This is a genomic window from Facklamia hominis CCUG 36813 (assembly GCF_000301035.1).
Classification (GTDB): Bacteria; Bacillota; Bacilli; order Lactobacillales; family Aerococcaceae; genus Facklamia; species Facklamia hominis.
The window spans coordinates 861,139-872,891 of record NZ_JH932292.1 but is presented as its reverse complement, the minus strand read 5'-3'; the positions used below and the strand labels follow the sequence as shown (position 1 = coordinate 872,891).

The window sequence follows — 11,753 nt, the reverse complement described above, 5'->3', positions numbered from 1 at the left end:
GCTGGTCCTTATCAAGGATACTGCTTCTTTGACATAAAAAAACTCGCTGTAGAGACTTTATAAAAGCTTCTACAGCGAGTTTTTTTAGTTGTTTTGGTATTCTATGAGAATTAAAATTGATATTTATTAATAAAAGATTTTACAGTTCGGTTATTAAAAACGAAATATAGAATGATTGTATTTAATGGAAGCGATAGTGTATTTTTAACGATCCGCATTGGCATAAAAACAGCCCACGCTTTGCCATACATCATTTTAATCCAAATAGAGTTTAGACCAAGATTAATGATTAGGGTCACCGATAAAACGGCAAAGAAAATGTTTTTCCAAGAAGCTGGCTTACGATATAAAAAATAGCCATAAAAAAGACCACCAAGTCCAGCTGATAGGGTGAAGCCCAAGAATATATTTTTACCTTGTAAAAGCGAAGTGATTAAATCATTAAAAAGTGAAAGGATAAGGGCGTACCAAGGGCCGAATAGAGCTCCAGACAGTGCAGCCCCTATAAATCCAACTCCTAGTTGGACGAGATTACCAAGGTTGATGGATGGGACGAAGGATAGAACAATTCGTAAACCTAGGATAATTCCTAAAAGGGAGACTTGTAAAGTAGTAAGTCTTTTTTGGGATGGATTAGTAGAATTTTTTATCATCAATAAGCTCCTCTATATATGACTGTTGCATCTAATATTACCATTAATAAATGGGTATGTATAGGATAATTGCTAGGGTTATAATAGTAACTAGGAAGCTATTTTAATAAAATGCTATGTTTAAAAATTCCTTCAGATAAAACTAGGATCTTAACAAAACTTAGGCTATAATTAAGGTAAAGGCCCATGTAAAGAAAGGAATTGTTATGAAAATAGGTATGTTTACGGACACATATTTTCCGCAATTAAGTGGGGTGTCAACGTCAATAAAAACTTTAACTGATGAATTACGAAAACAGGGACATCAAGTGATTATATTCACTACAACGGATCCTAAGGCGGAAGAAGAGCAAGATATCGTTCGACTTGCATCCCTTCCATTTTTAAGTTTTGCTGATCGGCGGATTGCATACCGTGGCTTTGATCGCTGCTTAAAAATAGCACGGTCTATGGATTTAGATTTAATTCATACGCATACCGAGTTTTCCGTTGGGCTAACGGGACATTATGTGGCGAGTCGCTTAAAAATACCTTTAGTTCATACTTATCATACAATGTATGAAAACTATACACATTATATTATGGATGGTATGCTATTACAGCCTAGTCATGTTCGTGCCTTATCTAAACAATATTGTAACCGAGCGGATGGCGTTATCGCACCGAGTCATTTGACGCAAGATACTTTGCAGGATTATGGGGTGACGGTTCCTATTCAAGTAATTCCAACAGGCGTCCCAATTCAAGCGGTTAAGACAGACTTGCGGCAGGATTTGCGGCAAAAAATGGGAATCCAAGCAGAAGATACGGTCCTATTGACGCTTTCACGACTATCTAAAGAAAAGAATATTCAGGAAGTGTTAGAGGCTTATAAGGAGTTACGACAAACGAATAAAAAGCTACAGTTACTTGTTGCAGGGGATGGACCAGAAAGAGAAGCTCTGGAACTCTATTGTCGTAAGCATCATTTGGAAGTTGACTTTGTTGGCTTTGTCGATCATGAGCATGTATCTGATTATTATCAAATAGCTGATCTATATCTAAATGCCAGTCAATCGGAGTCGCAGGGCTTGACTTACCTTGAATCATTGGTCAATCGCTGTCCTATTATTGCTAAAGAAAATGACTACCTTAAATCGATTATGGTCAAGGATAGTTTTGGCCGATTATATACAAATCAGGAGACATTAGCTGGGGTAACTGCCGAATTTTTAGCTGAACAAGCAGCTGGACAGATTGCTCCAATCCAAGCAAGTGATCTCTATGAGCTGTCTAGTGAAAAATTTGCTGATGAGGTGCTTGCTTTTTACCAAAAGATGCAAGAAGCATATGCTAAAGAGGAACATGACTTATTTGATGTCTTCTTTAATAAAATTAAACAAGGCGTCAGGGAATTGGTTATTGGTGATAAAATAGATCGCTAATTCTTCTTAAGAGAGAGGCTTCTTATTAAATAAATAGCTATTTAGACCATAAAGTTCTTGCAATTCTATCTGAATTTGTTACCATACAATCATTCGATCAGAAGAGTTGAAGATGGGAGAGATAAAATGAAAGCATCAGTTTTAACAGGGATCATTCAACGCTTAGAAACTATGACAAAAACTAATGAGACCATTGAAGTTCGTCGTTTTGAGTTGGAGGGCGTTGAAAAATGTCAAGTGGCCTACCTACCCAACGAAGATATTTTTGAAATGACTGATAGTCAAACGAACACGGTTTTTCGCTTTGATAATATTGATTTAGTAGCTATTGAAATTTTTGATTTGTTAGATTAATTAAAAGACTGTTTACAGACTGAATCGATGAGGTTGAGTTTGTAAACAGTTTTTTTATCGTAGATCCGGTCTCTTTTTTAATAATAGCGTGCGGATATGATATACTATAAGGTATATAAAAAGAAGGAGCGCTTATGAGACTTAAACATTTAATTCGTCCGACATGGATGGTTAATTCGCCTTATAATCTAGATGCAGAGGATTTACTTCGTCAAGGAATCCGTGGAATGATTGTTGATTTAGATAATACTTTGTTAGCGTGGAATCAAGCGGAGGGGACTCCCCAGCTTAGCCAGTGGGTTGAGATGATGAATCAGGCTGGAATTTCTTGCTTTATTCTTTCAAATAATTATCCAGAGCGGGTTAAGCGTGTGGCTGATCCTTTGGAACTTCCTTTTAAAGCGAATGCCTTAAAGCCCTTAACGTATAACTTTAAAAAAGCCTTAAAGGCCTTGGGCCTTAAAAAAGAAGAGGTTGTTGTGATTGGGGATCAAATTATGACGGATGTAATTGGAGCTAATCGTTTAGGACTGTCGGTTATTTTGGTTAAGCCAATACTTAATCATGATAATGTATATACTTATGTGAATCGTAAGTTAGAGCGTTATGCTTTTAAAATTTTAGGTATTGATAGCCATTCAGATTGGGGGGAAGAGCTTGGAAACAAATGATCATCAAGCAGGTTATCAGTGTATTGGTTGTGGTGCTTTAATCCAAACCGAATCACCAGATCGATTTGGTTACTTGCCTGCTTCTGCTTTTAAAAAGGGGCTTGAAAAGGGAGATTTCTACTGCCAACGTTGCTTTCGTTTGAGACATTATAATGAATTAAGTGATTTAGAACTGGATGAAGACTTTTTCCTAGATAAGCTTCGAAAAATTACCGATGATCAGGCTCTGATTATTCATGTTATCGATATCTTCGATATTGAAGGGAGTCTATTAACAAGTTTGCCTCGTTTGCTAGGTCAGGATAATATTATAGTTATAGCGAATAAAGTAGATCTCCTACCAAAATCTGTGAATCGATCACGACTAACACATTGGTTGATGCAGTATATTCGCAGTTTAGGATTAAAGCCCAAGCAAGTAATTCTTGCTTCAGGCAAGCAAGCCAATGGGATTGAAGGATTAGTTGAGGTTATTAATCATTTCATTCAAGACCGAGATATCTATTTAGTGGGAATCACTAATGTCGGTAAATCGACTTTGTTAAATCGTTTGATTCAGCATTATGGGGGCGATCAAGAAGTGATTACCACATCGAATCATCCGGGAACGACTTTGGATCTTATTCGGATTCCTTTATCGGAAGAATATGGTTTAGTAGATACACCCGGCTTTGTGAAGAAGGATCAATGGGCACATTATTTGAGTCGTAGAAGTTATGGCCAAGTCATCCCGCAAAAGCCAATTAAACCTAGAGTGTTTCAGTTGAATCCCAAGCAGACGCTATTTTTAGCTGGGCTGTGTCAAATTGATTTTGTGGAAGGGGAGCGGACTAGTTTTATCTTAAACGTGGCTAATGATTTGTATTTGCATCGAAGTAAATTAGAAAAAGCCGCGGATTTTTATAAAGCGCATTGTGATGATTTACTAATGCCTCCGACAGCTAAGGAGAGAAGTCTGATTCCTCAATGGCAAGCCCATCATCTAACGGTTAAGTCTGATCAAGACTTAGTTATTCCTGGATTAGGGTGGATAGCGGTCAATGAAAGAGTACAAGTGAATGTTCAACTTCCTAAAGGAATGGTTCCTGTTGTTCGTCCATCCATGATTTAATAAGAAAGGAGAAAGTATGACAAACTTATCAAAAGCACAACTTAAATTTTTAAGAAAAGTAGGTCAAAAAGAAAAGCCAATTTTTCAAATGGGTAAACAAGGCTTGACGGAGGCCTTTATTGAACAAATAGATTCCGCACTTGAAAAAAGGGAATTAATTAAATTTAACCTCCTTCAGAATACGAGTGAAGAGATTGACCAAGTGACTGAGAGGATCGCACAGACGACTCAGGCGCATGTGGTACACGTAATTGGAAGTACGGCGGTTCTTTATCGGCCATCTAAAAAAGAAAAATATCAATCGCTGAGTCAAGACGTGGCTAAAATAGGAGATTAAGTCATGAAATTACCAGCCATGCATGTGATGGGTGCAAATACTATTGATACAATTGAGGTGAATGAGGAAGTTATGACAGATTCTTCCACCTTAGTTATTCATCAGCCTAAGTCTAATCAACGGATTGGCATTCTGGGAGGTACTTTTAATCCACCGCATTTAGGTCACTTGATGATGGCACAGCAGGTGGGGACTCAATTGGAGCTAGATGAAGTTTGGTTTATGCCAACAGCTAAACCGCCTCATGTTCCAGGAAAAACAACGATTGCTGCTAGTCATCGGCTAAAGATGGTTGAATTAGCGATCGCGGATAACCCCCTATTTAAGTTACAAAGTTATGAAGTGAATCGTGGAGGAAAGAATTATTCGGTGGATACTCTGCGTCATTTTAAGGAAAATTACCCAGAAACGGACTTTTATTTTATTATGGGGGCTGATTCCGTCAAGGATTTACCGACTTGGTACAAACCTGACGAACTCCTTCAATTAGTGCAAATTGTCGGGGTGAATCGACCGGGATTCATGGTTGAGCAGGATAAATACCCTATTTTATGGGTAGATAGCCCGCTTGTAGACCTATCTTCCACTGAAATTCGCTTAAGGGTCTATCTTGACCAGTCCATCCGTTATCAAGTACCAGCTGTAGTAGAGGCTTACATTCAGCAGCAAGGTCTTTATGCATATCCCAGATAGGAGAGACAATGAAAATGATAACTTATCAAACGAACTGGCTCACAATTTCCCGAGATGAACTTATTGAACGCTTAAGAATCAAATTATCCTCCAAGCGCTTTAAGCATGTGCTAGGAGTAGAAGCAACCGGTATGATGTTAGCTAAACGCTATCATGAATCCGTTGAAAAAACATCGATTGTGTGTTTGATGCATGATTATGCGAAAGAAATGCCCGATGCACAGCTATTGGAGCTAGCTCTAGCTTATTATCCCAAAGAGGATTTACGGTCAGCCAATGGAGCTATATGGCATGGGTTTGCAGCAGCTCAGATTTGTAAACAAGAATTTGCTTGTCAAGATGATGAGATTCTTCAAGCGATTGCCTTTCATACGACCGGACAGCCTGATATGTCTCAGTTAGCTAAAATTCTTTATTTAGCTGATTATATTGAACCAGGCCGTCAATTTGAAGGGGTTGATCGAATTCGAAAGAAGGCTTTTGAGAATTTAGATCAGGCTTGTTATGACAAAATTCGGATGAGTTTTAGTCATTTGATGAACCAATGCACTGAGATTTACCCATTGCAATTGGAGGCTTACAATGCTTGGACGCAACGAATAAAAAAAGAAGGAGTTATATAGAATAGGATGACGATTAAATCAATTGAAAAATTAGAACTGATTGTTAGAGCAGCAGATGATCGGATGGCTCAAGATATCATGGCTTTAGATGTGAGTAGTTTGACGCCTATGGCAGAGTACTTTGTGATTATGCAAGCATCTAATGATCGTCAGTTAAAGGCGATTGTGGACTCAATTTGTGAAAAATTGCATGAATCTGGGCTTGACATTAAAGGGATTGAAGGTAAAGAGGGTGGACGTTGGATTTTGATTGATGTGTATGACATCTTAGTCCATGTTTTTCATTATGAAGAACGAAGTCATTATAATTTGGAAAAAATATGGGCAGATGCTCCACTTATTGATGTTAGCTCATGGCTCAATTAATGAACGAGTTTAAAAATATTGCGACAATCTATGATCGTTTTAATGATTTAGGTCTGTATGAAGAATGGTTAACTTTTACTTTGGCACATCTTGATGGTCCGGGTTATAAAGTTTTGGATGCAGCGTGTGGGACCGGGTATTTTACTCGGATGCTTGCACCTTTTACCAAAGAGATTCATGGTTTTGATCGTGATCCAGCGATGTTAGCAGCCAATTCAGATTCTAATAACGAACCACTGATGAATGGTCAGTTTTTTCAAGCTGACATGCTTGATTTAAAGCGTTTAGCGAGTGATTATGATTTAGTGACTTGTTATGCGGATAGTTTGTGCTTCCTAGTTGATGAGCTATCTTTAAGCTGTGCCTTGGACCAATTCTATCAGCGCTTAGTACCAGGAGGTCTGTTGTTGTTTGACGTTTGGACGCCTTATCAATTGACTGATTATTTTGCAAATTTTTCCTATCATGATCAGGATGATCGAGGAGCTCTATTATGGGATAGTCAGGTGGATGCAAGTCAGTTAAGGGTTCAGCATCAATTGAATTATTTTGAACAATCGGTAGAGGATCCAAGGATGTATCAACGTCTAAAAACAACCTTAATCGAACGAACCTATCCTATGTCAACTTATTTAACTTTATTACAGGAAGTAGGGTTCAAATCGTCTCGAATTAAGGTGACGTGTGATTTTAGCCTAGACGCCTATTCACCGGATCAAGATAAAACAGCGACTCGTTGGTTTTTTGCTTGTTATAAGGAGGAAGATTGATGCGTACTTGTGCAGTGATTGCGGAATTCAATCCTTTCCATTATGGACATGCATACCTATTAAAAGAAGCTCGTCGCCAAAGTCAAGCGCAGTGTATGCTTGTATTGATGAGTGGTAATAGTGTTCAACGGGGAGAATTCGCTATCTTAGATAAATGGCAACGAGCGCAATCAGCCCTCTTAAATGGAGCTGATTTGGTATTAGAATTACCTGCTGCTGCCACGATTCAAGCAGCTGATTATTTTGCCAGACGATCTGCGGAGTTAGTAGCAGCATTGCAGTGTGATTTTCTTGCTTTTGCTAGTCAAGGGTTAGATGCACATGCGTATCATGATTTATATCGGTTATTGAATGACCATCAGTCGACTTTTGATAATTACTTGAAATCAGCATTAAAGGAAGGCGCTTCATACCCTAAGGCCTACGAAATTGCTTTGGAGAGTCTTCAAAGAGATCGATTTATCAAAGATCCTGTGAATTTAAAAGAGGGAAATAATCTCCTGGGATTTGGTTACTATCAAGAGCTCCATCAAACGAAAACCAAAATGATCATTATTCAACGAGAAAAAAAAGCAGAGACTATTTTTCAAAGTCTGGAGCTACCCCAAAACCTCATGCCGGGCCAGATTTTTTCAGCGAGTCAGTTACGCTCCCGTATGGTTCATGGACAACTGCAAGCGGCTGATTTGCCGATTGCAAGCTATCAAGCATACTTATCAGGACCTTTAATAAGGTGGGAGGATTATTATCCTTTATTAAAATATGCCATCATCTCTCGCGGTATTTCCCAGCTCAAAGCTATACATTTGATGAAAGATGGTGTTGAGACAGCAATCTATCAAGCGGCTCTGCATTCAACGAGCTACGAGGATTTACTCGATCGATTGGTAAATCAACGTTGGACCCGCGCAGCGGTTCAGCGAGTCTTATTACAAATCTTATTAGCTAATAGCAAAAGTCAATGGCAAAGCGCTTTGAATGTTTTTGATGAAAAGCCAGCTTTACGAGTGCTAGGCTTTAATCGACGTGGTCAGGCATTTTTAAAAAGCCGTCGTCAAGGGGCCATTCAATTATTTACGAATTTAAGTCAAACGATTGAAGACTCCTATCAATTAAATTTAAAAGTAGATCGTATTTATCAGAATAATCTAAACCATCAAGTCCCAGAACAAATTGTGAAAAGAAGGGCTATGATTCTTCGGTTTTAATGACAGCAAAGATTGACATTTTAGACAAAGTTACGTATAATTACCTTTGTCGTTTTAGAGGTGATAGAAATGAAATGGACGATACGTCAGATTCACGATCAAAGTCGTGAAGGGATCCTTTCCTTTGAAGAAGCCTTGGATATCCAAGCGGCGATAAAAGAAAGAAAATCTGAGATTATTGCGATTAGCCCAGTTCAAGCAAAAGGGTATTTCGTAGATAGGCAAGAGGATATCTTTCTGCATTGCCAACTAAAGGCAAAAGTGACCCTACCGTCCACTCGCAGTCTAAAGCCGGTTCAAGTACCTTTAGAGATCGAGGTAAAAGAACGCTATGTCCGACCAGGAATGGATGAGACTCTTTTAGACTATGAAGAAACTACTTTAACGCTTGACCATGATTATATTGATTTAATCACTTCGGCGGTGGATAATATTCTCCTGAATTTACCATATAAGGTGCTCGCTTCAGATGAAGAAGGCCAAGAACTTCCTAAGGGAAATAATTGGGACGTTCTGACAGAGGAAGAATATCAAAACCGTCAAGAAGAAATAGAAGCCGTCGATCCGCGTTTTTCAGCCTTAAAAACGTTATTAAATAAGGATGATGTCGAATCATCACAATAATTTCAGGAGGTGTCAATAATGGCAGTACCAAAGAGAAGAACATCAAAATCCGTTAAAAGAAAACGTCGTACGCACTTTAAGTTAAATGTTCCGGGAATGAATGCATGTCCTGAATGTGGAGAATTAAAGTTAAGCCACCGCGTTTGTTCAGCTTGCGGTTATTATGATGGTAAAAAAGTTGTGAATGATTAATTCAATAAAGGTACTAGGGGGCTTACCGTTAGTACCTTTTTATTTTGTAATGAAGCATATTGCTTGACCTAATTTGACCATTTATTTATACTAAGGTAGATGCTTAAATAGCTTTAAAAGGAGGAGATTGAATGAATTTAGTACCAACAGTAATTGAACAGACTTCTCGTGGCGAACGAGCTTATGATATCTATTCTCGTTTGTTAAAAGATCGTATTATAATGCTTTCCGGTCAAGTGGAAGATAATATGGCGAACGCCGTCATCGCTCAATTGCTCTTTTTAGATGCACAAGATCCTGATAAAGATATTTATCTTTATATTAATTCTCCAGGAGGCTCAGTTACAGCGGGATTGGCTATTTTTGATACAATGAATTTTATTAAGGCTGATGTGCAGACGATTGTGATTGGTCTGGCAGCTTCGATGGGTTCGGTATTACTTGCGGCTGGAACGAAGGGGAAACGTTATGCCCTGCCTAATGCTGAAATTATGATCCACCAACCCCTAGGCGGTGCTCAAGGACAAGCAACGGAAATTGAGATTGCTGCGAGACATATTTTAAAAACGCGTCAACGGCTTAATCAAATTTTGAGTGAACGGACCGGCCAACCCATTGAAGTGATTGAGAAGGACACTGATCGTGATAATTTCATGACTGCGATTGAAGCCAAGGAATACGGGCTAGTGGATGACGTCTTAGAAAGTAAGAAATTACCCAATAAAAAAGATTAACCATAGTCAATCAATAGATCTAGCCTGATTCAGCGGTAGTGCCTGCTAGCGTGGAGGATAACTTAAAAAGCAGCGGGTTTTAGGGACAATAAAGAGTCAGTTAAAACTTAAATATAATATTTCGTTAATAGGACAAATCTCTGATAAAGTAATGATGGAACAATCTGCCATGTCACATCAATTGAAGACGTTGAAAGAAGCACGTCTCGTGAAATATGAGCGTTCTGCTAAGAATGTCTACTATGAGTTAGACGACGATCATGTGTTTAGTATTTTGAAGCAAGTACTAGATCATATTCAAGAAGTAGAGTGCGACCATCATACCCATTTATCAATCAAATAAGCTACCAAGCTCATCAGCGTATGATGTGTTTGGTAGCTTATTTCTTTGCGTATAAGTTTAAATTTAAGAGAAACTTTGAAACGAGATTGGGGTTTCTTTGACTGTATAACGTCTTTCTAAGTAATGTTGCACTTGTTCAAAGATGAAACAAATTGACCAATATAAGACAGCTAACAAGAGATACATTGTAATAAAATTATTATTCGAAGCTGCAACAATCTTAGCTTGTTGGAAAATATCTCGCACCGTAATCATCGCGGTCAGTGAGGTTCCCTTAATGAGATCTAATAAGACGTTACTCAATCCTGGAATGGCAATCTGTGCTGCTTGTGGGAGGATGACCCGCGTAATCACTTGTCTGAGATTCGCGCCTAAATCCATTGCCATCTCCCATTGGGCGCGCTCAATCGCAATGATTGAACTGCGAATGACTTCGGAGCTGTAGGCACTGGCCGTGAAGGTAAAGCCAATCACTGCAGCAGTATAAGCTTCTAATGTGACTCCGGAAAAGGGCAATCCAAAGTATAGAAAGAATAAGACAACGAGTGCGGGAACGCCTCGAAAGAAGGATACATAGAATCGAGCAACCCAATGTAAGATAGGGACTCGTAAGATTCGAATGATGGCAATCAAGGTACCAATCATCAATGAGCTTAAGAAACTAATAATGGCAATGGAAAGTGTTGTGCTCAACCCCATTAAGACGAAATCAAGGTTGTCCAAAATTAATTGAAAATCAATCAGTTCATTAAGTGGAGTCATCGATTCAACCTCAATTTCTAAATTTAGTATTCAATGACAGGGATATCTTCAATTGGCGTACCGTTGATTTCTTTAAACGGTTCAGATGGATTTTCTCCATTGAAATACTGTTCCGCAATTTCTTGTAAACGACCGCTCTCGCGAAGTTTTTCAATTTCTTCATTAATTTTTTTGACTAATTCCTCAGCACCTTTATGATACATAAAGCCTGCTTGAGTTGGGTTGTAGAATATATCTGCCATTTTAATCGGGTATTGATCACCGTAGAAAGCAATCGCAGACTTAATCGTGTAGTAATCGTTCGGAATAAAATCAATGCGTTTCGCTACTAAGTCCATAAGATATTGTTCGTTAGACGAATTGTCATAAACGACAGGTTCAGCGCCTAATTTCTGAGCCGTTCTCATATAAGTTGTCGAAGCGGCCCCACCGGCTTTCTTTCCAGCAAAATCTTCGACACTTTCAATACCAGAATTATCTTCACTTCGAACGACGGCGGTTCCAAGACTATAAATTAGCGGTGTAGAGAATAGGTAGTCTGCTTGGCGTTCAGGGGTCATATCAAAGCCTTCCGCAATTAAATCAACTTGACCGTTATCTAATGATGTCATCATACCATCGACACCCATCTCTTTAACTTCAAGCTCTAGCCCCATATTTTTTGTGACTTCTTTAAGAATATCGAGGGTGTAACCTACAAGCTCATTATCTTCATTGTAAAAAGCAATGGGGTATAAAGTCCCTGACGCTGCGATGACTAATTTACCGGTTTCTTCAACGCGAGCGAGTGAGTCATCTTGCTTGTCTTCTGCATAAATAGCAGTGTTGATTGAGGTAAGTGACAGTAGAAATACAAGTAATGTTGTTAGAATTTTTTTCATAATAAGG

16 protein-coding genes and 1 pseudogene are annotated in these 11,753 nt (G+C 38.6%); 14 read left to right on the top strand and 3 right to left on the bottom strand.

What is annotated here, in order from left to right; genetic code table 11:
* Positions 1–110: 110 nt before the first annotated feature.
* Positions 111–653, bottom strand: a complete 543-nt coding sequence (locus tag HMPREF9706_RS03980) for a folate family ECF transporter S component (protein WP_006908100.1) — start codon at positions 651–653, stop codon at positions 111–113.
* A gap of 206 nt (positions 654–859) precedes the next feature.
* On the opposite strand from HMPREF9706_RS03980, the gene HMPREF9706_RS03975 reads away from it, so the two are divergent.
* From HMPREF9706_RS03975 to HMPREF9706_RS03910, 14 genes and pseudogenes are all read left to right on the top strand, one after another.
* Positions 860–2,077, top strand: a complete 1,218-nt coding sequence (locus HMPREF9706_RS03975; protein ID WP_006908099.1) for a glycosyltransferase family 4 protein — start codon at positions 860–862, stop codon at positions 2,075–2,077.
* 126 nt (positions 2,078–2,203) lie between these two features.
* Positions 2,204–2,431, top strand: coding sequence for a YkuJ family protein (locus tag HMPREF9706_RS03970; RefSeq protein ID WP_006908098.1), 228 nt, complete (start codon positions 2,204–2,206; stop codon positions 2,429–2,431).
* Between the two features lie 134 nt (positions 2,432–2,565).
* The gene (locus HMPREF9706_RS03965) at positions 2,566–3,102 is read left to right on the top strand and encodes a YqeG family HAD IIIA-type phosphatase (RefSeq protein WP_006908097.1); all 537 of its coding nucleotides are present in this window, start codon (positions 2,566–2,568) and stop codon (positions 3,100–3,102) included.
* A complete protein-coding gene (gene yqeH / locus HMPREF9706_RS03960; RefSeq protein WP_006908096.1) occupies positions 3,089–4,213 on the top strand; it encodes a ribosome biogenesis GTPase YqeH in 1,125 nt (374 codons plus the stop codon). Before HMPREF9706_RS03965 ends, yqeH begins: the two co-directional genes overlap by 14 nt.
* 16 nt (positions 4,214–4,229) lie before the next feature.
* Positions 4,230–4,550, top strand: coding sequence for a ribosome assembly RNA-binding protein YhbY (gene yhbY / locus HMPREF9706_RS03955; protein WP_006908095.1), 321 nt, complete (start codon positions 4,230–4,232; stop codon positions 4,548–4,550).
* Between the two features lie 3 nt (positions 4,551–4,553).
* Positions 4,554–5,243, top strand: a complete 690-nt coding sequence (locus HMPREF9706_RS03950; RefSeq protein WP_006908094.1) for a nicotinate-nucleotide adenylyltransferase — start codon at positions 4,554–4,556, stop codon at positions 5,241–5,243.
* Positions 5,244–5,251: 8 nt separating this feature from the next.
* Positions 5,252–5,866, top strand: a complete 615-nt coding sequence (yqeK, locus tag HMPREF9706_RS03945; protein ID WP_006908093.1) for a bis(5'-nucleosyl)-tetraphosphatase (symmetrical) YqeK — start codon at positions 5,252–5,254, stop codon at positions 5,864–5,866.
* A gap of 6 nt (positions 5,867–5,872) precedes the next feature.
* Positions 5,873–6,232, top strand: a complete 360-nt coding sequence (gene rsfS / locus HMPREF9706_RS03940; RefSeq protein WP_006908092.1) for a ribosome silencing factor — start codon at positions 5,873–5,875, stop codon at positions 6,230–6,232.
* The gene (locus HMPREF9706_RS03935) at positions 6,220–7,002 is read left to right on the top strand and encodes a class I SAM-dependent DNA methyltransferase (RefSeq protein ID WP_040444581.1); all 783 of its coding nucleotides are present in this window, start codon (positions 6,220–6,222) and stop codon (positions 7,000–7,002) included. Before rsfS ends, HMPREF9706_RS03935 begins: the two co-directional genes overlap by 13 nt.
* The gene (locus HMPREF9706_RS03930) at positions 7,002–8,210 is read left to right on the top strand and encodes a tRNA(Met) cytidine acetate ligase (protein ID WP_006908090.1); all 1,209 of its coding nucleotides are present in this window, start codon (positions 7,002–7,004) and stop codon (positions 8,208–8,210) included. Before HMPREF9706_RS03935 ends, HMPREF9706_RS03930 begins: the two co-directional genes overlap by 1 nt.
* A 69-nt stretch (positions 8,211–8,279) precedes the next feature.
* Entirely contained in the window at positions 8,280–8,834 is a 555-nt protein-coding gene (locus HMPREF9706_RS03925) for a YceD family protein (RefSeq protein ID WP_006908089.1), read from the top strand.
* 18 nt (positions 8,835–8,852) lie between these two features.
* Complete coding sequence (gene rpmF, locus HMPREF9706_RS03920) at positions 8,853–9,026, top strand: 50S ribosomal protein L32 (protein ID WP_006908088.1); 174 nt, start codon at positions 8,853–8,855, stop codon at positions 9,024–9,026.
* Between the two features lie 131 nt (positions 9,027–9,157).
* Positions 9,158–9,760, top strand: a complete 603-nt coding sequence (gene clpP, locus HMPREF9706_RS03915) for an ATP-dependent Clp endopeptidase proteolytic subunit ClpP (protein ID WP_006908087.1) — start codon at positions 9,158–9,160, stop codon at positions 9,758–9,760.
* 127 nt (positions 9,761–9,887) lie between these two features.
* A pseudogene (locus HMPREF9706_RS03910) lies at positions 9,888–10,103 on the top strand (ArsR/SmtB family transcription factor); the annotation flags it as partial.
* Positions 10,104–10,166: 63 nt separating this feature from the next.
* Here HMPREF9706_RS03910 and HMPREF9706_RS03905 read toward each other — a convergent pair.
* Both HMPREF9706_RS03905 and HMPREF9706_RS03900 read right to left on the bottom strand, forming a co-directional pair.
* Positions 10,167–10,865 (bottom strand): amino acid ABC transporter permease, encoded by a 699-nt coding sequence (locus HMPREF9706_RS03905; protein WP_006908085.1) that lies wholly within the window; start codon positions 10,863–10,865, stop codon positions 10,167–10,169.
* Positions 10,866–10,888: 23 nt separating this feature from the next.
* Entirely contained in the window at positions 10,889–11,746 is an 858-nt protein-coding gene (locus HMPREF9706_RS03900) for a transporter substrate-binding domain-containing protein (RefSeq protein ID WP_006908084.1), read from the bottom strand.
* Positions 11,747–11,753: the final 7 nt, after the last annotated feature.